Here is a 22,525-nt window from a genome sequence, read left to right as displayed (position 1 = left end):
GCTGCCAGGAATGGCTGTCGGCGGACGCTATTCGGCCTGCTTCGGGCCGCGCAGGAACACCACGACCGCAGCCAGCAGTGTTGCGATGCCGCAATAGGCGAAGGCACTGGCGACGCCGGCATGGTCGACCAGCAGGCCGCCGAAGACGGCGCCCAGCGCGATCGCCACCTGGAAGGTCGCCACCATCAGGCCGCCGGCGCTTTCGGCCTGGTCGGGCGCGGCCCGGACCAGCCAGCTTTGCAGCCCGACCGGGACGGCGCCGAAGGCAAAACCCCAGGCCGCGACAGCGGCAGCGGCGATCGTCGGCGAAGCGCCGAAGATCAGCATCGAAGCGGCCGCCAGGGCAATCAGCAAGGGTGCCAGCGCCACGGCTGTCTTGAGGCTGCGTTCGGCCAGGATGCCGCCGGCGATATTGCCGAAGAAACCGCCAACGCCATAAGCCAGAAGCACCAGCGAGATCGTCTCGATGTCCAGCACCGGCACCTTTTCGAGGAAGGGACGGACATAGGTGAAGCCGGCAAAGTGCCCGGACGCGACCAGCAACACGACCAGCAGGGCCACCCTGATCGACGGCCGCTCCAGCACCTGGAGCAAGGTGCGGAAGCTCGCGACGCCAACCGGCGGCAGCTTCGGAATGGTGGCCAGTTGCACCAGCAGCGCCAACGCACCGACGATGGTCGCGATCATGAATGCCGTGCGCCATCCCCACAAATCGCCGACATAGGCGCCGACAGGGGCGGCGGTGACGGTGGCCAGCGAAACGCCGGTCAGGACGATCGACATGGCGCGTGGCATCAGCCGCATCGGCACCAGCCGCAGCGCCATCGCCGCCGACATCGCCCAGAAGCCGCCCAATGCGACGCCGAGCACCACGCGGGCAAGCAGAAGCATGGGCAGCGACGAGGCGAAGGTGGCCAGAAGGTTGGACAAGATCAAGAACGCCGTCAGCATCCACATCACCAGCCTGCGATCCATGCGCCCTGTGACGATGGCCATGGTGGGCGCGGCGATGGCCCCGACGATGGCGGTTGCGGTCACCGCCTGGCCGGCGACACCTTCGCTCACACCGAGATCGCGTGCCATCGGCGTCAGCAGGCTGGCGGGCAGGAATTCGGCGGTGACGAGGCCGAAGACGCCAAGCGCGAGCGAAACCACGGCACCCCATGCCGGCTCGGTTCGTTCATCGGATTCTGCGGGATTGAGAAGTGCGGCGTCGATGACGCCTGTCACGGGTTCGGCCATGCTCAGTCTCCGATCTGTTGGCAGCGCCACATAGGAAACGGCCGGCTGGGGCTCCACCCGTTATAGGACTCGCCATCACGGTTTGGCTAGGGGCCGGTCGTCGATTTGTTTGCGGCGCAACGTTAAACTGCACTGCAACATAAGGAGTGACGGGCCGGAGTTTCCATGCTAGAAACCCCATTATGTTTGACCGTTCGTCCAAAATTCCGGTCACCGGCGACCCGCTGACAGACATATTGCGCGGCCTGCGCCTCGATGGTGTCGAATATGGCCGCTGCGAAATGAAGGAGCCGTGGGGTATCCAGTTCCCGGCTCAGCCCGGGGCGCGGTTTCATTTCATCGGCCGCAAGGGCTGCTGGCTGAAGCAGCCCTCCGGCGAGTGGGTGCAGCTCAATGCCGGCGATGCGGTGCTTTTGCCGCGCGGTGAGGCCCATGTGCTGGCCAGCGAACCCGGTGCGCAGACCTGGCCGATCCATGGCTACGAGCTCGAGGAAGTCTGCAAGGACGTCTACTGCACGTCCAACGCGGAGATGTGCGACAAGAATTGCCAGCCGGGAACGCTGCTGTTCTGCGCCAGCATGTATTTCAATCTCGACGGCTTGCATCCCTTGCTCGGCATGATGCCGGACGTGATGCGAACGCACGAACTGGAAGCCTATGAGCCAGGCATTCCACATCTTCTCGAATCGATGGCGCGCGAAGTCACGATGGAACGCGTGGGCTCCGGCGGCATTCTGGCGCGGCTGGCCGACGTGCTTGCCGCGACAGTCATCCGCTCATGGGTCGAGCGCGGCTGCGGCGACTCCTCCGGCTGGATAGCGGCGGTCCGGGATCGCGATATCGGCCGCGTGCTGGCCGCCATTCATCTCGAGCCGGACCATGACTGGACGGTCGAGGCGCTGGCCAGGATGATGGGCGCCTCGCGCTCGGGCTTTGCCGAGCGTTTCGCCACCATCGTCGGCGAGACGCCGGCAAAATACGTCACCCAGGTCCGAATGCATCAGGCGAGGCAGTGGCTGGTCCGCGACCGCATGAAAATATCAGTCGTTGCCGCTCGTCTCGGCTATGAATCGGACGCCGCCTTCAGCCGTGCCTTCAAGCGCGTCATCGGCTCGGCGCCCAGCCATTTCCGTGCCGAGGAACAGGCAGAGATCCGTCAGGCCGGTTGACCTTTCCTGTCCCGCACCCCTCGAACGAAGCAACACCTATGAGGCATGCCGCAGGCTGACGCCGCTGCCCTTGTCGAACAGCACCACCTTGTCCGGGTTCCAGGCAAAGCGCACCGGCTGCTCTATCGCGACATCGGTCCTGGCCGGCACCGTGGCGCGCAGCATCGCCTCTCCGACGCGCAGCGTCAGGATCTTCTCCACGCCATGGTTCTCGACGTCGTGGACACGCGCCTCGACTGGCGCACCGCCCTCCAGATAGACGTCCTCGGGACGAATGCCGAAGACGAGCGGGCGACCATCTGTCGCCGCACTCGCCTTGGCTCCCCCCGAAAAGGGCAGTTCGAAATTCAACGGCGCCATCACCGCGCGGCCATTCACCAGCCTGCCGTCGATAAGGTTCATCGGCGGCGAGCCGACGAAGCTCGCCACATAGGTGTCGCGCGGATTGTTGTAGATCTCGTGCGGCGTGCCGGTCTGCACGATCCGGCCATGGTTCAGGACGCCGACCTTGTCGCCCATCGACATCGCTTCGATCTGGTCGTGGGTGACGAACAGGAATGTGGCGCCGAGCTGCATCTGCAGGTTTTTCAGCTCGGTGCGCAGCGCCTCGCGCAGCTTGGCGTCGAGCGCCGAGAGCGGCTCGTCCATCAGGAACACGCGCGGCTTGCGCACGATGGCGCGGCCGATCGAGACGCGCTGCATCTCGCCGCCGGACAGACGGTCGGTCTTGCGGTCGAGCAGGTGCTCAATCCGCAGCGTGCGCGCCGCACGTTCGACACGGTCCTTGATCTCGGCGTCGGGCAGCCGGCGGATCTTCGGCTTCAGCGGAAATTCGAGGTTCTCCCGCACCGTGTAGCGCGGATAAAGCGAATATTGCTGCAGCACCAGCGCCACGTCGCGCTCGGCCGCGCCCCAGTCCGCAACGTCGACGCCGTCGATGAACACCTGCCCCTCGCTGGGTTTTTCCAGGCCGGCGATCAGCCGCAGCGTCGTCGTCTTGCCGGCGCCCGTCTCGCCGAGCAGGACGAAGAACTCGCCATCGGCGATGTCGAGATCGAGCCCGGTGAGCGCCGTGTGGTTGCCGAAACTCTTGGAGATATTCTTGAGCTGGATATGGGCCATCAGAGCCTCACCTCAAGCGACTTGCCGCTTGCCTTGTCGAAGAAATGCGCCTGCGTCGGATCGATCCGGGCGAACACCTTCTCGCCTGGCCCGCTTACAAAGCCGCTCTTGGTGCGGGCTCGCAGCATCTTCGAACCGACTTTGAGATCGACGATGTCGAAGGAGCCGAGCGGTTCGACGATCTGCGTCTCGACGGCCATGAAACCGTCGGCCGCGTCACGGCGGATGAGCACACCTTCCGGCCGGATGCCAAGTGCCAACTGCCCACCGGCATGGCCGTTGAGCTTCGACAGCAAGGCACTGGGAAACTCGAAACCGGTGGTCGCGTCGCCGACGATCACCGATGCGAAAGAGGCTTTCTCGGTCACCGCCGCGTCGGCGACATTCATCACCGGGCTGCCGACGAATTGCGCCACGAACAGATTGGCGGGATGTGAATAGACCTCGTCTGGAGTGCCGACCTGCTGGATGAAACCCTCATGCATGATGACGATGCGATCGGCCAGGCTCATTGCTTCGATCTGGTCATGAGTGACATAGATCGTGGTCGAACCCTGCTTGACGTGCAGCCGCTTGATCTCGGCCCGCATCTCCTCGCGCAGCTTGGCGTCGAGCGCGCCGATCGGCTCATCCATCAGCATCGCCTTTGGCCGCCGCACCAGGGCCCGGCCGATGGCCACGCGTTGCATGTCGCCTCCGGAGAGCGCCGACGGCTTCTTGCCGAGCAGGTCGGTGATGCGCAGAACCCGGGCGACCTCCCGAACCGACTTGTCCACCTCGCCGCTGCCCATGCGCGTTGCACGTAGCGGAAAGGCGATGTTTTCGAAGACCGTCATATGCGGGTAGAGCGAAAACGATTGGAACACCATGGCGATGTCGCGGTCGGCTGCCCTGAGGTGCTGCACTGCCTTGCCGTCGATCAGGATGTCGCCCTGGTCGATCGTCTCGAGCCCCGCTATGGCGCGCAGCGTCGTTGTCTTGCCGCAGCCCGACTGGCCGAGCAGCACGATGAACTCGTTGTCGGCGATGGCGAGGTTCAAATTGTGGATGACCTGAACGGCGCCGAAGAATTTCTCGATGCCGCGAAGTTCGATCTGCGTCACTACCGGGCTCCCTCATGCGCCGTGGCGTCGGTTTTCTCGCTGCGGGCCGGTGCAATCTTTGACGTGATGTTGAAGCCGATCAGCCCGATCAGGATGATCGTCACACCGTAGGAATGCAGGCTGAGACTCCATGGCTGGCAGAGCGCGACGATGCCCAGCACCATGAGTATCTGCGAGGCCGGCAGCAGGTATTTCTCGTTGACGGCGCGAAAACTCATTTGCGGATCGCTCCGAAGGTCACGCCGCGAAGCAGGTGGTTGCGCAGCAGGAAGGTGAAGATCGCGACCGGCAGCAGGAACAGGAAGGTTCCCGCCGCGATCGTGGTCCAGTCCGGCAAGCCGGAACCGATCTGGCTGGGAATAAAAGGCGGCGCCGTTTGCGCGCGCCGGTTGGTCATGATCAGCGCGAAGGCATACTCGTTCCACGCGGTGATGAAGCAGAACACGGCGGTGGCGGCGATACCGGTCGCGGCTTCCGGCAGCACGATCTTGAAGAAGGCCTGCATGCGCGTGTAGCCGTCGACGAGCGCCGCCTCCTCATACTCCTTCGGGATCTCGTCCATGAAGCCCTTCATTAGCCAGACCGAGAAGGACAGGTTGAAGGCGACGTAGAGGATGATCAGGCCGATATGCGAGTCGTTGAGGCCAACGACCCGGTACATCAGGAACATCGGGATCGCCACGACCACCGGCGGCAGCATGCGTGTCGACAGGATGAAGAAGAGCAGATCCGCCTCGCCCGCGATCTTGAAGCGCGAGAAGCCGTAGGCGGTGAAGGTTCCCATGCCGACGGCAAGCACTGTGCTGATGACCGCCACGATAAGGCTGTTCATGAACCGGTCGGGGTACTGCGAAAGCTGCACATCCTTGCCGACCTTCAGCACCCGCTCGCCGCCGTCGTAGATGCGCTTTTCCCACCATGGCGCGGCCTCGTAGACTTGGGGGTCGACGGCCTTCTGCATCTGTACCCGCTTGGTGAACAGACGGATGAATGGCGTGACCTCCGGCTGGAAAAGAACGGTGGGCGGCACCGTGATCGCCAGTTCCTTCGGCTTGAAGGCCGTGGAGGCGATCCAGTAGATCGGCGCGAGGAAGATCAGCGTCGCGATCAGCACCGAGACGACGGCGATGCGGTTGAGCGCGATCTCGCTGGTGGTACGCACGGCGGCCATCGGCTAGCGCTCCTTCACCTTATTGAGGTACTTCACGTAGAGGTTGGTGATGGCCAGCACCATGATCAGCACGATATAGGCCAGCGCGCAGGACTTACCGGTGTCCCACTGCTGGAAGGCTTGCTTGTAGAGCCGAATTGCGATGAGCTCGGCGGTCGGTTGGGTTGTCATCGTATAGGCGATGTCGAAGGTCTTGAAGGCTTCCATCGTGCGGAAGATCAGCGCGATCAGCAGGATCGGCGAGACCAGCGGCAAGGTGATACGGGTGAAGGTGTACCACCAACCTGCGCGGTCGATCGCGGCGGCCTCGTAGAGATGCTGCGGCACGGCCGAGAGGCCAGCAAGCGAGAGCAGCATGACGAAGGGCGACCACATCCAGATGTCGGTGATCGCGACGGCGTAAAGAGCGCTGTCGGGATTGGAAAGCCAGGCGAAGTCGCCCAGGCCGAAGACGTAGTTGATAGGCCCCCAGGATGGGCTGTACAGCAACTGCCAGAACAGGCCGACGACCGCCGCCGACATCATCATCGGCAAAAGCAGCAGTGTGGTGATCAAGCCTTTCATCGGAAAGCTGCGATTAAGCAGCAGGGCCAGGCCGAAGCCCAGGATCATCTGGCCGGTCACGGAAACGATGACGTACTTCGCCGTAGTGACGAAGTTCGACCAGATGTGGTCGTCGCTGAGCAGTTCGCGGTAGTTCTGCAGGCCGACGAACTGCCACGGCTCGCTCCGATTCGCCGCGAAGTTCGTGAAGGAGTAGCCCAGCGAATAGATCAGCGGGAAGATGTTGAAAACGATCAGGAAAGCCAGCGTCGGGATGATGAACATATTGCGGATGGTCAGATCCGACCAGCCCCGCGCGGCGGCCCTGGAAGCAGGATCAAGATGGGTGAGGGCTACCGAAGCCAATGATCGTCTCCCTGAAACAGGAATGCCGGAGGGGAACCCTCCTCCGGCATTCCGACTTTGATGCTTACTTGTAGCGGTTGTACTTGGTGAACGTCGCCTTCCAGTCGGCGGCGGTCTTGTCGAGCGCCTCCTGAGCGGTGCCCTTCCCACCGACCACGAACGGATAGATGTTCTGGTTCAACTGATCGAGCACTTCGGCGTACTCAGGCGTCGCCCAGAAGTCCTTGACCATGAACATCGTGTCGTAGAACGCCTTGTTGTAGGGCGTGGCCTTCTGAAAGGCTTCCGACTTCAGCACGGCCTGGCTGCAGGTGTAGCCGCCGAGCTCGGCCCACTTCTTCTGGGTGTCGTCCTTGATGAACCACTCCAGGAACTTCATCGCCTCGTCTTTGTTCTTCGAATACGAGACGACCGAAACTCCCTGGCCGCCCAGAGCGGCAAAGCGCTTTCCGTCCGGGCCGCCCGGGTTGGCGAAGAAGCCCGTAACGTCGGCGTAGGGGTTGGTGGCCTTGTTCACCAGCGGCGGGAAGAAGGCGAAGAAGTTCATGCTCATCGCGGCGAGACCGCCGGTGATTGCCTGGTTGTCCTCCACGAAGAAGGTTTTTCCCCAGCCGGGAGGCGTGAACTTGTAGAGGTCCTTGTACATTTCGAGGCCGGCGGCGGCCTGTTTCGAATTGGTGATGCCGTCGACCTTGTAACTTGCATAGTCGCCGAGATCGCCGCCGTAGCTGAAGATGGCGCTTTCGACGCCCATCGCCATCGCGTCATAGGAATTGTCGGTGTAGATGGCGACACCGTACCGCTTCTGGTCCGGACGGTGGAAGAACTCGGCGATGTCGCGCAACTGCGCATAGGTTTTCGGCACATCGAGGTCGTAACCGTACTTCGCCTTGAAGGCTTCCTTCTCCTTTGGGTCCTCAAACCAGTCCTTGCGATAGGACCAGCCGATCGCATCCCCTTCCAGCGGGATCGCCCAGTATTTGCCGGAACCCCCAGGGTATTCGGCGTAATACTTGATGGTCGCGGGTGCCATCACGTCGGTGAGCTTGTGCTGGTTGAAGAAGTCGGTCAGGTCGACATAGTGGCCCTGCGTCGAACCGGCGCCCAGCCATTGCGAGTCACCGACGACCAGATCGTAAGCGTCGCCATGCGCGTTGAACTCGGTGAAGGCCTTGGTTTGGAAATCGGGCCATGGCGTGGTCTGCACCGTGACCTTCACACCGGTCTCGGCCGTATAGTCGTTCACGAGCTCCTGCAGATAGTTCGCAGGGTCCCATTCCGCCCAGAAAATGGTGAGTTCCTTGTCCTGCGCGTGGACGGACGTTCCGTAGGCAAGCGTCAGGCCGATACCAGCAAGCACGCTGGTCACTAACTTGCGCATAATGATTTCCTCCCTTGTGCGCATTCTACCTGTCATGCGAGCCGACGACGGAGCCGGCCCTGGTAGTTCCTCCCTTGCTCGCACCTTTCCGGTTCCGGGCCTCCTCGCCCTGCCGGAAAATGGATCGAAGCCCTCGCTTTTGATCCACTTTTCTTTTCTGATCTGGTATTACCAATTTTGCACCCTGGTCAAGCCCTTTCTTGAGAGCCAGATCGGATCATCACAGTCGAATTGCAGATTTATCTGACTGTTTTCACATGATTTTCCTACTCAATGATACGCAGTGGCCTTGTTTGAAGCCCGGCACCGCAATTAAGATCAATAGTCGGCATGCAAATCTGGTCGAACCAGACATAGGCTATTTCACCACTGCCGCCGTATTGGCACCATCTCCACCGTCGATCGAATCCGTCACCGCCGCGCGCACCAGCGCACCAGCCGCCCATTGCGCAACGGACCGCGTCCCGCGGCTGTCGAGCCCCCAGATGTCCTTGAGCACGATCAGCACCTCGACGCCGAAGATCAGCGACAGCGCCTGCGCCAGCCGGTTGAAATCGCGCGACGGCAAACGGCCCTTGAGCGGAGCGATCGCTTCCTTGAGCAGGTCGACGCGATGGCCGCGCGTGAAGGCCGGTTCGCCGCCCAGCGTGCCGGCCTGGCGCCTCGCCCACTGATCGAGTGACAGTTTCAGCGCCGCCTTGAACGTCGCCTCGAAGGCCTCAATGCGTGGCATGGCGGTGTCGAACAGGTCGGCGACCCGGCGCTCGGCATCGTCGGAGATCGATTGCCAGGTCAGGATTGGGCCCAACCCCTCGTCGACGACGGCCTGCACGAGTGCCGCCTGGCTCGGGAAATAGCGATAGGCGGTGGCGCGGGATACCTCAGCCGCCTCGGCAACTTCGCTGACCGACGGCGTGACGCCCGCCTGCATAAGCCTCGTCGCCGTCTCCAGCATCAGCCGTTTGGTGCGCGCCCGGGGTCCACGCTCGGCCCTCTCGCCTGTGTCATCGTTCGTCGTTGCTTGTTGACGTGAGATATCCATGTCAATATGATACGCTCGTCTCAAAAATTTGCAACGACCTCGCTTTGTCACGGCGCGGTAAAGCACCAAGGTCTTCAGCCACTGAACAGTGCCGCTGCCGAGCCAACCAACACAGGGCGGTCCATGAAACGCATCTATGTCGTGGGCACCGCTGATACCAAGGGCGAGGAGCTCGCCTTCCTGGCCGACACGATCGCCGCCAGCGGCGCTGCCGTTTCCCGGGTCGATGTCGGAACGCGCGACGCGACCATATCCGTAGACATCACCGCCAAGGAAATTGCCGGCCATCATCCCGCCGGCACCGAAGCCGTGCTCGGCGGCAATGATCGCGGCACAGCGGTGGCAGCCATGGGCGTCGCCTTCGCTCGCTTCATCCAGTCACGAAGCGACATATCAGCCGTGATCGGTATTGGCGGTGGCGGTGGCACCTCGATCATCACCTCGGGCATGCGCGCGCTGCCGCTCGGCCTGCCCAAGATCATGGTCTCGACGCTCGCCTCCGGCGACACAGCCCCTTACGTCGATGTTTCCGACATCATCATGATGCCATCGGTGACAGACATGGCCGGGCTGAACCGGCTGTCCTGCACCGTGCTGCACAATGCGGCTCAGGCGATCGCAGGCATGGCGGCCAGGCCAGCGCCTCCGCCCGACGGCAAGCCGTCGATCGGGCTGACCATGTTCGGTGTCACCACGCCCTGCGTGACTGCCATCGCCGAGCAGCTGCGCGCCACTTACGACTGCATGGTCTTCCACGCCACAGGCACCGGCGGCCGCTCGATGGAGAAGTTGGCCGACAGCGGCCTGCTGGCAGGCGTCATCGACATCACCACGACCGAGGTCTGCGATTTGCTGTTCGGCGGCGTATTGCCAGCAACGGAGGACCGCTTCGGCGCCATTGTCCGCACGAAGCTGCCCTATGTCGGCTCGGTCGGCGCGCTCGACATGGTCAATTTCTGGGCGCCGGCGACAATTCCTGAGCGCTATCGCGCGCGGCTGTTCTACGAGCACAATCCTAACGTCACGCTGATGCGAACTACCGTCGAGGAATGCCGCCAGATCGGCGAATGGATCGGCACCAGGCTCGCGCACTGCGAAGGGCCGGTGCATTTCCTGATTCCAGAAAAAGGAGTCTCGGCGCTCGACATCGAAGGCGGGGCTTTTTTTGATCCGCAAGCTGACGCCATCCTCTTCGAAGCCATCGAGCGCACCATCGTGCCGAACGGAACGCGCACGGTGACGCGCCTGCCGCTGCACATCAACGACCCCAGATTCGCCAAAGCCGCGGTCGCGGCTTTTCTCGACATCGCCAAGAAGTGAGACCCGATGGCCGCCATCCCGCGCAAGAATATCCTGGAGAAATTCCGCAAGATGATCGCCGAGGGCGTGCCGATCGTCGGCGGCGGCGCCGGCACCGGCCTGTCGGCCAAGGCCGAGGAGGCCGGCGGCATCGACCTGATCATCATCTACAATTCCGGCCGCTACCGCATGGCTGGACGCGGCTCGGCCGCCGGGCTGCTCGCCTATGGCAACGCCAACGAGATCGTCAAGGAAATGGCCTACGAGGTGCTGCCCGTGGTCAAGCGCACGCCGGTGCTGGCCGGCGTCAACGGCACCGATCCGTTCGTCATCATGCCGCTGCTGTTGGCCGAGCTGAAGACAATGGGCTTTTCCGGCGTACAGAATTTTCCGACCATCGGCCTGTTCGACGGCACCATGCGGCAGAGTTTCGAGGAGACCGGCATGGGCTTCGGGCTGGAAGTCGACATGATCGCCGAGGCGCATAAGCTCGATCTGTTGACCACACCCTATGTCTTCAACCCCGATGAGGCGCGCGCCATGACCAAGGCAGGCGCCGATATCGTCGTCGCCCATATGGGCGTCACCACGGGCGGCTCGATCGGCGCGACCTCGGCCAAGTCGCTCGACGACTGCATCGTCGCGATCGACGCCATCGCCGAGGCCGCCCGCGCGGTGCGCAAGGACGTCATCCTGCTTTGCCATGGCGGCCCGATCTCGATGCCGGACGACGCCGGCTACATCCTCTCCCATGCCAAGGGCCTGCACGGCTTCTATGGCGCCAGTTCGATGGAGCGGCTGCCGGCGGAAGCCGCGATCGCCAGACAGACCGCTGATTTCAAGGCTGTGACCCTTGGCGACAAGACCAGGAAAAAGAAGGGATGATGGGAGATGACCGACAGGAGCAAGGTGTTTGTTTACCCGAAGGATGTCAGCGCCTTCGGCTTCGACTGGGGAAAGTTGTCGCTGACGGTGGCGCCGGAAGTGAATGGTGCAACCCGCTTTTCCGGCGGCGTCGTCGACCTGCCATCGGGCAAGGGGCCATACGCGCCACAACCACCCGGGCGCGGAAGAAATCATCTTCGTCATCTCGGGCCATGGCGAACAGATGGTCGAGGACGAGCAGGGCAATCCAATGGTCGAAAAAGTCGGCCCTGGCTGCACGATCTATGTGCCGGAGAGCCGGTTCCATTCGACGCTCAACACCGGTGATGGACCGATGCAGCTCTTCGTCGTCTATTCGCCGGCCGGGCCGGAATTGGCGCTGCGGGAACTGCCGGATTTCCGATTGATGCCGGCGGGGGAGTGACTGATGTGCCAGGGCAGCGCCGCCCCTCATTGTCCTGCCGGACATTTCTCCCCGTATAGCGACGGGGAGAAAGATGCTATCATCAGCGCACCCGCCGATTTTCAGCGTTGCAAGACGAGCGCCGAGGTTGCGACAGCTCCTTCTCCCCGTCACTATACGGGGAGAAGGTGCCGGCAGGCGGATGAGGGGCGGCGCCGGCGTTCGTCTCCTACAGAACCCCGCCTCTATTCCACCCCCTGCCCCGATCCCCAAACATCACATATCCGGTCGCGGTTACGGCAAGCGTGTCCTCCAGCTTGATGAACCCGCGCGTCGGGTGGAGCATGGTCGTTTCAACCGACAGCACCATGTTCGTCTCCAGCGGCTTGGCCGCGTAGGTGCCTTCATAGGTCACCGGATGGTTGGTCATCAGGAACGGCGCCTCATGCGTGATCAGGCCCATGCCGTGGGCAAAGAAATCCGTATAGGCCGCGACCTTCGAGGCTTTTAGCACGCCTTCCGCGTGGGCAATCATGTCGCCGCCCAGCGTGCCCGCCTTGACCTTCGAGAACGCCGCCTGCTGCACCATCTCGACCTCGGCCAGGAGATCCTCGAGCTCGGCATCCGGTTCGCCAAGAATGCCCATCCGGCAGAGGTCGCCGATATAGCCGTGATAATTGCCACCGGAATCGATCGACAGCACCTCGCCCTTCTTCCACGCCTGGCCTGATGAAGCGCGGTTGTGGCTGGAGCCCAGCGTCAGCAGGCAATATTCGAAATGCGCGCCGCGATTGGTCTCCTCGCGCCGCAGTTGCTCGATGATCTCGGCCTTGCTCGTGCCTTCGCGTGCCCAGGCGATGGTCGCCAGCATGGAATCGGTGATCAGTTCGGAGGCCATGCGCAGCTTCTCCAGCTCGGCATCGGTCTTGATGGCGCGCATGCGCTCCAGCATGTCGGTCGCATCGACAAGCCTGGCGTCCGGCAGCGCCTTGCGGATCAGCGTGTAGGCGTCGGACGGCAGGAAGGCAGGCTCGATGCCGATGCGCGCACCTGCCTTGCCGATCTTCTGCAAATGCTCGACGGCAAGGTTCGCGGCGTCTAGCGTGCCCCAGCAGGCGGCATGCAGTGTCGGTGTCCAGAACGGATGGTTCTGGTGCTCGCCGCCTTCCATTTTATTGCCGATATAGGCCGCGTGCTCCGGTCCGCCCTTCTCGTAGATGACAACGGGCAGATAGCGGCTGTGGCCGATCGCATCCATGGCGGCGAAGAAGATGAACTTGTAGCCGCCGAGCAGATACTGCGTGTTGTGCTTGGAGGTCGCGAGCAGCACATCGATGCCGGCCTCCTCCAACAGCCGGTCGACTCTCGCCTGGTCGAACGGGACAGTGCTGACGGCATTCTTGCCCGGCGCAACGTTCATCTCTCTATCTCCCTGAATTGCCCGTGATCGGCGCGGCTCCGCTCCCGATCCGATGGCGCGCGGCCAAATCTGCACCATTTTGTCTTCTCTGGTCTATCCAGAATACGCGAACAGACCGGATTGAGGATAGATAAGTCGCCATTCGCCTTTTATCCTGTCAATTTGGTCCTGCCAGATAGGCAAAAATGCACCCGCGCGACGAAACTGGTCCAGCGGACGAAAATTTCAAAGCCAAGCGAGGGTGCGCCAATTCCGTCTCTGGCGAAACCCTCGGCAAGGCTCATAATCGCCGCCGCGAGGATACCGATGCGCTTGCCGGCATCCGAGGGGACTTGTCGCGCCACGCGGGTCGCGCAGAGGAGGGAGTTAAATCATGTCGGATTTCACGATTTCGAGACGCAAGATGCTTGCCGGCTCGGCGATGCTGCTGGCCTCCACGGCCATGCCGTCGCTCGGCTGGGCACAGACGCCGAAGAAGGGTGGCCGGCTGGTGCTCGCCGCCGATTCCGAGCCACGCAACCTCAACCCGGCGATCGTCGCCTCCAACGGCGTCTTCTTCATTTCCAGCAAGATCGTGGAAACGCTGGCCGAAGCCTCCTTCGATGGCAAGGATGGGCTTGCCCCCCGCCTGGCCGTGAGTTGGGAAAGTGCGGCCGACGGGCTGTCGGCGACCTTCAAGCTGCGCGAAGGCGTCAAATGGCACGACGGCAAGCCGTTCACCTCGGCCGACGTCGCCTTCTCGGCGCTGCAGATCTGGAAGCCGCTGCAGAATCTCGGCCGCACGGTGTTCAAGGACCTCGCCGCCGTCGACACCCCCGACGATCTGACCGCAATCTTCAAGTTCGCCAAGCCAACGCCGTTCCAGCTGATCCGCAACGCGCTGCCGGCCCTGAGCAGCGTCGTGCCCAAGCACATCTACGAGGTCGGCAAGATCGAGGACAACCCGGCCAACACCGCGCCGATCGGCACCGGCCCGTTCAAGTTCGGTGAATACAAGGCCGGCCAGTACTACCGCCTGACCAGGAATACCGACTACTGGGGCAAGGACGAGCCCTATCTCGACGAGATCATCTATCAGGTGTTGCCCGACCGCACCTCGGCAGCGAGCGCGCTGGAAGCCGAAGAAATCCAACTCGCCGCCTTCTCGGCGGTGCCGCTGGCAGACCTCGACCGTATTTCGAAGGTGCCGGGTCTGAAGGTCATCACCAAGGGCTATGAAGGTCTAACTTATCAGCTCGTGGTCGAGATCAACCATCGCCGCAAGGAACTGGCCGACCTCAAGGTGCGCCGGGCAATCGCGCATGCCATCGACAAGGATTTCGTCGTCAAGACGGTGTTCCTCGGCTATGCCGCCACCGCCACCGGCCCGGTGCCGAAGAACGATCCGCAATTCTACACCGCCGACGTGCCGACCTATCCATTCGACGTCGCCAAGGCCAACGCGCTGCTCGACGAGGCCGGCTACAAAAGGGGTGCCGACAGCAACCGCTTCTCGCTCAAGCTGCTGCCGGCGCCCTATTTCAACGAGACGAAACAGTTCGGCGACTATCTGCGTCAGGCGCTTGCCGCCATCGGCATTGACGCGCAGCTGGTCAACAACGACTCCGCCGCGCACATCAAGGCCGTCTACACCGACCACGCCTTCGACCTCGCCGTCGGCCCGCCTGTGTTCCGTGGCGACCCCGCGATCTCGACCACCATACTGGTGCAGAGCGGCATTCCAGACGGCGTGCCATTCTCCAACCAGGGCGGCTACAAGAACGACGCCCTCGACGCGCTGATCACCAAAGCGTCGGAGACGCTCGACACATCAGCCCGTACCGACCTCTATAAGCAGTTCCAGAAGGAGGTCGCCGCCGACCTGCCGTTGATCAACGTCGCCGAATGGAGCTTCATCAGCGTCGCGAGTGACAAGGTCGGCAACATCGCCAACAATCCACGCTGGGCGGTTTCGAACTGGGCGGACACATATTTGGAATCGTGACAGATTTGCGCGGATGAAAGTTCGCGAAGAAATCCGTGTTGAGACATGGCCTACGGCCGGGTTTCTTCACACCCCCCTCTGTCCGGCCGGACAGAGGGGGGTGCCTAGGCGCAATCCTGACCAGCGTATCGCCACACCTTGGGGGCGCACATGACCCGCGCCCTCATCCTCCTCCGCCGTCGCCTCGTCGGCAGCATCTTCGTGCTGTTGATCGTCATCATCGGCACCTTCCTGCTTCTCGAAGCCGCCCCCGGCGATGCGGTCGATGCCTACATCGTCTCCACCGGCGGCGATGCCGGCATGATCGAGCTGCTGCGCCACCGCTGGGGTCTCGACCAATCCGAGGTGACGCGGCTCGCCAACTATCTCTGGGCGCTGCTGCATCTCGATCTCGGCCAGTCGGTGACGTTCTCCAGGCCGATCCGCGACGTGATCCTCGAGCGCTTGCCCAACACGCTGCTGCTGATGGTCAGCGCCACCGCGCTGTCCTTCGGGCTGGGTTCCACCCTCGGCATCTATGCCGGCGCACGGCCAGGCAGCTTCCGCGACCGCTTCCTGTCGATCGGCTCGCTGGCGCTGTATGCCGTGCCGGGTTTCTGGCTCGGCCTGGTGCTGATCGTGATCTTTGCCGTCGACCTGCGCTGGCTGCCGATTGGCGGCATCGAGACCTTGGCTTCGGACAGGACCGGCCTCGACCGCGTCGCCGACATCGCCATCCATTTGGTGCTGCCGGTCTCAGCACTCGGCTTCATTTACCTCGCCCTCTATCTGCGCATGATGCGCGCCGGCATGGCGGAAGCCTGGCGGCAGGACTTCGTGCTGGCCGCCCGCGCCAGGGGGCTTTCGCGCCGCCGCATCGTGCTCGCCCACGTCGCCCGCAACGCATTGCTGCCGCTGGTCACCATGCTCGGCCTGCAGTCGGCGCAGATGCTTGGCGGCAGCGTCGTCATCGAAAGCGTCTTTTCCGTTCCGGGCCTCGGCCGGCTGGCGCAGGAAGCCGTCGCGGCGCGCGACACGCCATTGCTGCTCGGCATCATCCTCACCAGCGCCGTCCTTGTCATCGTCATCAACCTCCTCGTCGACATCGCCTACGCCTTGCTCGATCCGCGCGTCGGCGCCGGAGAGGCCGGCGCATGAACCCGCTCCGCCGTTTCCTGCGCACGCCTGAGGCAATCGCCGGCGCCATTCTTCTGGGCGCACTGGCCGCGATGGCGCTGTCCGCCTCGCTGCTGTTTCCCGGCGACCCGCAAGCCATCGCCGGCCCGGCGCTGCTGCCGCCCTTCCAGGACTGGTCGCTGCCGCTCGGCACCGACCGGCTCGGCCGTGACGTGCTGGCCGAGCTCTTCCATGGCGCCCGCACTTCGCTGGCTGTCGGCCTGGCGGCAGCGGCGGCGGCACTCGCCATCGGCGCCGTGGTCGGCACGCTGGCCGGCTTTGCCGGCGGCCTCCTCGACGAGGTGCTGATGCGCGTCACCGATGCTTTCCAGACCGTGCCCAGCTTCCTGCTGGCGCTGGCTTTCGTCAGCGTCGTCGGACCGTCGCTCGGCATCGTCGTGATTGCCATCGCGCTCGGCACCTGGACCGGACCGGCGCGTGTCGCGCGTGCGGAAGTCCTCTCCATCCGTGAACGCGATTATGTCGCCGGCGCTCGCGTCATCGGCATGCATCCCCTGGAAATCGCCTTTCGTGAGGTGCTGCCCAATGCCTTGCCGCCGGTATTGGCGATGTCGTCGGTGATCGTCGCCGCGGCGATCCTGACCGAAGCGGCCTTGTCCTTCCTTGGCCTCGGCGACCCTAACCGGGTCACTTGGGGCGGCATGATCGCGGAAGGCCGCACGGTGCTGCGCACCGCACCCTTCCTGTCGATCGTTCCGGGTATCGCCTTGGTGCTGACCGTGCTTGGCGTCTATCTCGCCGGCGAAGGCATCGTCGAGACGACAGCGGTCAAGAGAGGCCTGTCTTGACCTCGCTGGCTTCGATCCGCGACCTGGCGGTTAGCTATCGACGCGAAGGTGCCGAGGTAGCGGCGCTGAAGGGGATCAGCCTGGAGATCGCCGCAGGAGAACGTCTGTCGATCCTCGGTGAGAGCGGTTCCGGCAAAAGCACGCTGGCGCTGGCGATTGCAGGATTGCTGCCGGCAACCGCCAAGGTTGGAGGCCTCATCGAGTGGTCCTTGCCATCATCGCCGTCCTTTGGTGCCAAGGCATCCCCCTCTGCCCTGCCGGACATCTCCCCCTCAAGGGGGGAAATTAGCAGTTCCACTGTCGGTTCCCCCCTTGCTGCCGACGTAGTTGGCGAAGGTCGACATGCGGGCCTGATCTCCCCCCTTGAGGGGGAGATGTCCGACAGGACAGAGGGGGGCTTCCTAGAGCGCCGAGCGCAAAAGTCTGTGTCCAAACAAAGCCTGGCACCCCTCGGCGGCCGCGACATCGGCTTCGTGTTCCAGGATCCGTCCGCCAGCCTCGATCCCGTGATGACCATCGGCAAACAAATCGCCGAAGTGGCGCACACACATCTCGGCCTCGACTGGCGGGCATCATATGCGAGAGCCAAAACCCTGCTCGAACGCGTCCGCTTGCCCGATCCGGACGCAGCCCTGCGATCCTTCCCGCATCAACTCTCCGGCGGCCAGAAGCAACGCGCGGCAATTGCGGCTGCGATCGCCGCCGGGCCGAGATTGCTGATCGCCGACGAGGCGACCAGCGCACTCGACACCATCGTGCAGGCCGAGATCGTCGCCTTGATCCGCCGGTTGGTTGCGGAGGACGGCATGACGCTGCTGTTCATCAGTCACGACATCGCGCTGGCGGCCGAACTCGCCGAGCGCATTGCCGTGTTTCGGCACGGCAAACTGATCGAGCTTGGCACGACGGCGCGGATTGTGAATGCACCGACCGAACCCTACACACGTGCCCTGCTCGACGCTCATATCGGCCTCGATGCTGACCCGCTGTTGAATCGCGGCGAGTTCCACGCATGAGCCTGCTCGCGGTCTCCAATCTCTCCAAGATCTACCGACGAGGCGGCAAGGCGATAGCCGCTGTCGACGACGTTTCCTTTCACATCGGCCCGGGCGAAACGCTGGCGCTGGCCGGCCCCTCCGGCAGCGGCAAATCGACGATCGCACGGCTCGTGCTGCGCCTGATCGAGCCGGACGCCGGGCGCATCGAATTTGAGGGCAGCGATTTCCTGGCCCTGCGCGGCGCAGCGCTCAGGGCACGCCGCGCGCGCCTGCAGATGGTATTCCAGGATCCGCTGGCCGCCCTCAATCCGCGCGCCACGGTGGCTCGCGTTCTCGACGATCCCTTGCGTATCCATGGCGTCGCGTCGCGCGCCGAGCGTCCGCGCCGTATCGCCGTCTTGCTCGAGCGCGTCGGGCTGGCGGCCGATCTCGCGCCGCGCGCCATACACGAAATCTCCGGCGGCCAGCGACAGCGTGTGGCCATCGCCCGGGCCATCGCTATGAAGCCGTCGCTGATCGTGCTCGACGAGGCGGTGTCGGCACTCGACGTCTCGGTGCGCGGCCAGATCCTCGACCTTCTGCTCGACCTGCAACGCCAGGACCAGATCGCTTATCTCTTCATTTCACATGATCTCGGCGTCGCCCGCGCGGTCGCCCACCGTGTCATCCTTCTCGACGCCGGGCGGATTGCCGAGAGCGGCGATGCCCGTGCCGTCATTGACGCACCCCGATCGGCCATTGGCAGGGCGCTGGTGGCTGCTGCGCCTAGATTGAACAGAAGTAACCCATGATCCCGTCTTCGAACAGGATGTGACAAGAGCCCGGCCGCCCATGCCTGCGTGCTGTGCCGGTCTTTGCCAAATGGACCTTCGACAGGCGGCATCCATGCCGTCTTTCCGCCCGCCCGGTTCCGGCGCCAAGGTACGCGCCTTCGTTGAACCTGCTGGCCGCTGCCGAGAAGAAACGGGGCCCGCCGCATTGAAGCGGCGTGAAGTCGCCGCGTACGAGATTGTTAGCGAAAGCTTACATTTGGGAAGGCTCTTGCCCATCAAGGCGCTCCGGTTCTGCTTTCCCCTCATTGGTGACCATCATCGGCTCCCAGATCAAACCGGCCGCCGGCTTGGTGCCATGCCATGCGGGCTGTTTGATTTGGCTTTGGGGGTTCGATTGCCAGCGTTGATCCGGTTGCGGGGGCCAGGTCGGCATAGCAAAACGGCCCGCTGGTTTGAACCAAGCGGGCCGTTTATGATTTGGTTGCGGGGACAGGATTTGAACCTGTGACCTTCAGGTTATGAGCCTGACGAGCTACCGGGCTGCTCCACCCCGCGTCAACGCTGAGCAAGCGTTTGCTTGCGTAGTCTGCGATCGCCTGGGCGATTGCGTTACCTGACGATTGCGTTTTGCAATTGCCTTTTTTGGTTTTGCCAATGGAAAGGGCCGCGTTAGCGGCCCGAGGTTTCCCGTTGGCGGGCCATGTTCAGAGAAGATTTCCACACATTGATCCAAAAATCATTTTTGATTTTTGGAAAGCACGATGTGCGGATCAAACGTGCGTTTAGCAGACCTGGCAGCGACCTACTCTCCCGCGTCTTGAGACGAAGTACCATCAGCGCTGGAGCGTTTCACGGCCGAGTTCGGAATGGGATCGGGTGCAGCCGCTCCGCCATAACCACCAGGTCGGCAAAACGCACGTTATTCGAGAAGCTGGGTTAGGGGATTAGGCAGCAGGGAATAGTGAGTAGGAGATACCTGCTCGCCATCCGGCTGTGCCGTTGCCTGTCTTTCCGTGCCAAGGCGATGCTTTTGCAGGTTGCTTCGGGCAAAGCCCGCAAGCGCGACTGCGCGTCGCCGGTTTTCCGGCGCCCTCGCGGAGCATAGGCCCCAGAGGGGCCGCTCATGCGTGAGCGCTGGTAAGACCATCTGACTATGTCAGATGGGCATAAGGAATGAGAACGATCAAGCCGATCGAACTATTAGTACCGGTAAGCTTCAAGCGTTGCCGCTCTTCCACACCCGGCCTATCAACGTGGTCGTCTTCCACGGTTCTCAGGGAATACTCGTTTTAAGGTGGGTTTCCCGCTTAGATGCCTTCAGCGGTTATCCCGTCCGGATATAGCTACCCTGCTATGCGGCTGGCGCCACAACAGGTCCACCAGAGATCCGTCCATCCCGGTCCTCTCGTACTAGGGACAGATCCTTTCAATATTCCTACACCCACGGCAGATAGGGACCGAACTGTCTCACGACGTTCTGAACCCAACTCACGTACCGCTTTAAATGGCGAACAGCCATACCCTTGGGACCTGCTCCAGCCCCAGGATGCGATGAGTCGACATCGAGGTGCCAAACAACCCCGTCGATATGGACTCTTGGGGGTCATCAGCCTGTTATCCCCGGCGTACCTTTTATCCGTTGAGCGATGGCCCTTCCACGCGGGACCACCGGATCACTATGACCGACTTTCGTCTCTGCTCGACTTGTCAGTCTCGCAGTCAGGCAGGCTTATGCCATTGCACTCAGCGAACGATTTCCGACCGTTCTGAGCCCACCATCGCGCGCCTCCGTTACTCTTTAGGAGGCGACCGCCCCAGTCAAACTACCCACCATACATTGTCCCGGACCCGGATAACGGGCCGCGGTTAGACATCCATAGTGATAAGGGTGGTATTTCAAGGGTGGCTCCACCTGAGCTGGCGCCCAGGTTTCAAAGCCTACCACCTATCCTACACATGCCACTACGAATGCCAATGTAAAGCTATAGTAAAGGTGCACGGGGTCTTTCCGTCTAACCGCAGGAACCCCGCATCTTCACGGGGAATTCAATTTCACTGAGTCTATGCTGGAGACAGCGGGGAAGTCGTTACGCCATTCGTGCAGGTCGGAACTTACCCGACAAGGAATTTCGCTACCTTAGGACCGTTATAGTTACGGCCGCCGTTTACTGGGGCTTCGATTCAGAGCTTGCACCCCTCCTCTTAACCTTCCAGCACCGGGCAGGCGTCAGACCCTATACGTCGCCTTGCGGCTTCGCAGAGCCCTGTGTTTTTGATAAACAGTCGCTACCCCCTGGTCTGTGCCACCCTCCTCTGCTTGCGCAGAAAAGGGTCACGCTTCTTCCGAAGTTACGCGTGCAATTTGCCGAGTTCCTTCAGCATAGTTCTCTCAAGCGCCTTGGTATACTCTACCAGACCACCAGTGTCGGTTTCGGGTACGGTCTATAAGGAGGAGCTATTTCCTGGAACCACTCCGCTGCCCGTTCAATCCGATAAGATTGGACAACTTGTGTGATCCGTCACTACCTCCAGGCCCACGAATATTAACGTGGTTCCCATCGACTACGCGTTTCCGCCTCGTCTTAGGGGCCGGCTAACCCTGCTCAGATTAACTTTAAGCAGGAACCCTTGGTCTTTCGGCGGGGGAGTCTCTCACTCCCCTTACGTTACTCATGTCAGCATTCGCACTTCTGATACCTCCACCACCCCTCACGGGTATGGCTTCATCAGCTTACAGAACGCTCCGCTACCGCTCGTGATTGCTCACGAACCCTAAGCTTCGGTGTATGGCTTTAGCCCCGTTACATTTTCGGCGCAAAGACCCTTATTTAGACCAGTGAGCTGTTACGCTTTCTTTAAATGATGGCTGCTTCTAAGCCAACATCCTGGTTGTTTTGGGATCCTCACATCCTTTCCCACTTAGCCATAACTTGGGGACCTTAGCTGTAGGTCAGGGTTGTTTCCCTTTTCACGACGGACGTTAGCACCCGCCGTGTGTCTGCCGACTAGTACTCCCAGGTATTCGGAGTTTGGTTAGGTTTGGTAATCCGGTGAGGACCCCTAGCCCATCCAGTGCTCTACCCCCTGGGGTATTCGGTCGACGCTCTACCTAAATAGATTTCGCGGAGAACCAGCTATTTCCGAGTTTGATTGGCCTTTCACCCCTAGCCACAAGTCATCCCGAACTATTGCAACAGTTATGGGTTCGGTCCTCCAGTAAGTGTTACCTTACCTTCAACCTGCTCATGGCTAGATCACTCGGTTTCGGGTCTAATGCGACGAACTGAACGCCCTGTTCAGACTCGCTTTCGCTGCGCCTACACCTACCGGTTTAAGCTTGCTCGTCACACTAAGTCGCTGACCCATTATACAAAAGGTACGTGGTCACCCTTGCGGGCTCCCACTGTTTGTAGGCAATCGGTTTCAGGTACTCTTTCACTCCCCTTGTCGGGGTGCTTTTCACCTTTCCCTCACGGTACTAGTTCGCTATCGGTCATGCACGAGTACTTAGGCTTGGAGGGTGGTCCCCCCAATTTCAGACAGGATTTCACGTGTCCCGCCTTACTCGAGGACGATTGATTGCATTACGCGTACGGGGCTGTCACCCACTATGGCCCTACTTTCCAGAAGGTTCCGCTTGTCTCTCAATCGCCACTGGCC

The 22,525-nt window shown here is 62.1% G+C and carries 17 protein-coding genes, 1 tRNA gene, 2 rRNA genes and 1 pseudogene (1 of these 21 only partly in view); 9 read left to right on the top strand and 12 right to left on the bottom strand.

The genetic code is table 11. The features are described from left to right. Positions 1–27: 27 nt before the first annotated feature. Complete coding sequence (locus FJ938_RS16495) at positions 28–1,242, bottom strand: MFS transporter (protein ID WP_140695400.1); 1,215 nt, start codon at positions 1,240–1,242, stop codon at positions 28–30. 182 nt (positions 1,243–1,424) lie between these two features. On the opposite strand from FJ938_RS16495, the gene FJ938_RS16490 reads away from it, so the two are divergent. Further along, entirely contained in the window at positions 1,425–2,411 is a 987-nt protein-coding gene (locus FJ938_RS16490) for an AraC family transcriptional regulator (protein ID WP_140695398.1), read from the top strand. 36 nt (positions 2,412–2,447) lie between these two features. On the opposite strand, the gene FJ938_RS16485 is transcribed toward FJ938_RS16490, so the two are convergent. The 7 genes from FJ938_RS16485 to FJ938_RS16455 all read right to left on the bottom strand — a co-directional run bounded on the left by FJ938_RS16485 (position 2,448) and on the right by FJ938_RS16455 (position 9,139). Then, positions 2,448–3,533 carry an ABC transporter ATP-binding protein gene (locus FJ938_RS16485; protein ID WP_140695395.1) on the bottom strand — a complete coding sequence of 362 codons (1,086 nt, stop codon included), beginning with the start codon at positions 3,531–3,533 and terminating at the stop codon, positions 2,448–2,450. Continuing rightward, positions 3,533–4,636, bottom strand: a complete 1,104-nt coding sequence (locus FJ938_RS16480; RefSeq protein ID WP_140609324.1) for an ABC transporter ATP-binding protein — start codon at positions 4,634–4,636, stop codon at positions 3,533–3,535. The genes FJ938_RS16485 and FJ938_RS16480 overlap by 1 nt, the downstream gene beginning before the upstream one ends. Continuing rightward, positions 4,636–4,854, bottom strand: a complete 219-nt coding sequence (locus FJ938_RS16475; RefSeq protein ID WP_140695393.1) for a hypothetical protein — start codon at positions 4,852–4,854, stop codon at positions 4,636–4,638. Before FJ938_RS16475 ends, FJ938_RS16480 begins: the two co-directional genes overlap by 1 nt. Beyond that, positions 4,851–5,807, bottom strand: coding sequence for a carbohydrate ABC transporter permease (locus tag FJ938_RS16470; RefSeq protein WP_140609328.1), 957 nt, complete (start codon positions 5,805–5,807; stop codon positions 4,851–4,853). The genes FJ938_RS16475 and FJ938_RS16470 overlap by 4 nt, the downstream gene beginning before the upstream one ends. Positions 5,808–5,810: 3 nt before the next feature. Next, complete coding sequence (locus FJ938_RS16465; RefSeq protein WP_140609330.1) at positions 5,811–6,716, bottom strand: sugar ABC transporter permease; 906 nt, start codon at positions 6,714–6,716, stop codon at positions 5,811–5,813. A 64-nt stretch (positions 6,717–6,780) separates the two neighbouring features. Next, on the bottom strand, positions 6,781–8,097 hold the full coding sequence (locus FJ938_RS16460; protein WP_140609332.1) for an extracellular solute-binding protein: 1,317 nt from the start codon (positions 8,095–8,097) through the stop codon (positions 6,781–6,783). Between the two features lie 358 nt (positions 8,098–8,455). Continuing rightward, entirely contained in the window at positions 8,456–9,139 is a 684-nt protein-coding gene (locus FJ938_RS16455; RefSeq protein ID WP_140609334.1) for a TetR/AcrR family transcriptional regulator, read from the bottom strand. Between the two features lie 123 nt (positions 9,140–9,262). Between FJ938_RS16455 and FJ938_RS16450 the strand changes: the two genes are divergently transcribed. The 3 genes and pseudogenes from FJ938_RS16450 to FJ938_RS16440 all read left to right on the top strand — a co-directional run bounded on the left by FJ938_RS16450 (position 9,263) and on the right by FJ938_RS16440 (position 11,747). Then, the gene (locus tag FJ938_RS16450; RefSeq protein ID WP_140609336.1) at positions 9,263–10,459 is read left to right on the top strand and encodes a Tm-1-like ATP-binding domain-containing protein; all 1,197 of its coding nucleotides are present in this window, start codon (positions 9,263–9,265) and stop codon (positions 10,457–10,459) included. Positions 10,460–10,465: 6 nt separating this feature from the next. Further along, positions 10,466–11,323, top strand: a complete 858-nt coding sequence (locus FJ938_RS16445) for a phosphoenolpyruvate hydrolase family protein (RefSeq protein ID WP_140609338.1) — start codon at positions 10,466–10,468, stop codon at positions 11,321–11,323. A 6-nt stretch (positions 11,324–11,329) separates the two neighbouring features. Beyond that, a pseudogene (locus tag FJ938_RS16440) lies at positions 11,330–11,747 on the top strand (cupin domain-containing protein). 208 nt (positions 11,748–11,955) lie between these two features. On the opposite strand, the gene FJ938_RS16435 reads toward FJ938_RS16440, so the two are convergent. Continuing rightward, complete coding sequence (locus FJ938_RS16435) at positions 11,956–13,146, bottom strand: Xaa-Pro peptidase family protein (protein WP_140610577.1); 1,191 nt, start codon at positions 13,144–13,146, stop codon at positions 11,956–11,958. A gap of 373 nt (positions 13,147–13,519) precedes the next feature. Here FJ938_RS16435 and FJ938_RS16430 point away from each other — a divergent pair, with 373 nt between their 5' ends. The 5 genes from FJ938_RS16430 (at position 13,520) to FJ938_RS16410 (ending at position 18,883) form a co-directional block, all read left to right on the top strand. Beyond that, a complete protein-coding gene (locus FJ938_RS16430; protein ID WP_140610576.1) occupies positions 13,520–15,130 on the top strand; it encodes an ABC transporter substrate-binding protein in 1,611 nt (536 codons plus the stop codon). Positions 15,131–15,280: 150 nt separating this feature from the next. Further along, a complete protein-coding gene (locus tag FJ938_RS16425) occupies positions 15,281–16,267 on the top strand; it encodes an ABC transporter permease (protein WP_140610575.1) in 987 nt (328 codons plus the stop codon). Then, positions 16,264–17,094 (top strand): ABC transporter permease, encoded by an 831-nt coding sequence (locus tag FJ938_RS16420; RefSeq protein ID WP_140695391.1) that lies wholly within the window; start codon positions 16,264–16,266, stop codon positions 17,092–17,094. Before FJ938_RS16425 ends, FJ938_RS16420 begins: the two co-directional genes overlap by 4 nt. Then, complete coding sequence (locus FJ938_RS16415; RefSeq protein ID WP_181169121.1) at positions 17,091–18,110, top strand: ABC transporter ATP-binding protein; 1,020 nt, start codon at positions 17,091–17,093, stop codon at positions 18,108–18,110. The genes FJ938_RS16420 and FJ938_RS16415 overlap by 4 nt, the downstream gene beginning before the upstream one ends. After that, the gene (locus FJ938_RS16410; protein WP_140695389.1) at positions 18,107–18,883 is read left to right on the top strand and encodes an ATP-binding cassette domain-containing protein; all 777 of its coding nucleotides are present in this window, start codon (positions 18,107–18,109) and stop codon (positions 18,881–18,883) included. Before FJ938_RS16415 ends, FJ938_RS16410 begins: the two co-directional genes overlap by 4 nt. A gap of 460 nt (positions 18,884–19,343) precedes the next feature. On the opposite strand, the gene FJ938_RS16405 is transcribed toward FJ938_RS16410, so the two are convergent. From FJ938_RS16405 to FJ938_RS16395, 3 genes are all read right to left on the bottom strand, one after another. Next, positions 19,344–19,420: transfer RNA gene (locus tag FJ938_RS16405), tRNA-Met, on the bottom strand. 234 nt (positions 19,421–19,654) lie between these two features. Next, positions 19,655–19,769: ribosomal RNA gene (gene rrf / locus FJ938_RS16400) — 5S ribosomal RNA — on the bottom strand. Between the two features lie 275 nt (positions 19,770–20,044). Beyond that, positions 20,045–22,525, bottom strand: a 23S ribosomal RNA gene (locus FJ938_RS16395) (it continues 331 nt past the right edge of the window).

The organism is Mesorhizobium sp. B2-4-14, from assembly GCF_006442155.1.
Classification (GTDB): Bacteria; Pseudomonadota; Alphaproteobacteria; order Rhizobiales; family Rhizobiaceae; genus Mesorhizobium.
Note: the sequence above shows the minus strand (reverse complement) of the source record. Positions and strands in the feature narration are given on the sequence as shown.

Excerpts from the sequence above, each read along its gene's own strand:
- FJ938_RS16495 (WP_140695400.1), bottom strand. The coding sequence starts at position 1,242 with ATGGCCGAACCCGTGACAGGCGTCATCGACGCCGCACTTCTCAATCCC.
- FJ938_RS16490 (WP_140695398.1), top strand. The coding sequence starts at position 1,425 with ATGTTTGACCGTTCGTCCAAAATTCCGGTCACCGGCGACCCGCTGACA.
- FJ938_RS16485 (WP_140695395.1), bottom strand. The coding sequence starts at position 3,533 with ATGGCCCATATCCAGCTCAAGAATATCTCCAAGAGTTTCGGCAACCAC.
- FJ938_RS16475 (WP_140695393.1), bottom strand. The coding sequence starts at position 4,854 with ATGAGTTTTCGCGCCGTCAACGAGAAATACCTGCTGCCGGCCTCGCAG.
- FJ938_RS16470 (WP_140609328.1), bottom strand. The coding sequence starts at position 5,807 with ATGGCCGCCGTGCGTACCACCAGCGAGATCGCGCTCAACCGCATCGCC.
- FJ938_RS16460 (WP_140609332.1), bottom strand. The coding sequence starts at position 8,097 with ATGCGCAAGTTAGTGACCAGCGTGCTTGCTGGTATCGGCCTGACGCTT.
- FJ938_RS16455 (WP_140609334.1), bottom strand. The coding sequence starts at position 9,139 with ATGGATATCTCACGTCAACAAGCAACGACGAACGATGACACAGGCGAG.
- FJ938_RS16450 (WP_140609336.1), top strand. The coding sequence starts at position 9,263 with ATGAAACGCATCTATGTCGTGGGCACCGCTGATACCAAGGGCGAGGAG.
- FJ938_RS16445 (WP_140609338.1), top strand. The coding sequence starts at position 10,466 with ATGGCCGCCATCCCGCGCAAGAATATCCTGGAGAAATTCCGCAAGATG.
- FJ938_RS16435 (WP_140610577.1), bottom strand. The coding sequence starts at position 13,146 with ATGAACGTTGCGCCGGGCAAGAATGCCGTCAGCACTGTCCCGTTCGAC.
- FJ938_RS16430 (WP_140610576.1), top strand. The coding sequence starts at position 13,520 with ATGTCGGATTTCACGATTTCGAGACGCAAGATGCTTGCCGGCTCGGCG.
- FJ938_RS16425 (WP_140610575.1), top strand. The coding sequence starts at position 15,281 with ATGACCCGCGCCCTCATCCTCCTCCGCCGTCGCCTCGTCGGCAGCATC.
- FJ938_RS16420 (WP_140695391.1), top strand. The coding sequence starts at position 16,264 with ATGAACCCGCTCCGCCGTTTCCTGCGCACGCCTGAGGCAATCGCCGGC.
- FJ938_RS16410 (WP_140695389.1), top strand. The coding sequence starts at position 18,107 with ATGAGCCTGCTCGCGGTCTCCAATCTCTCCAAGATCTACCGACGAGGC.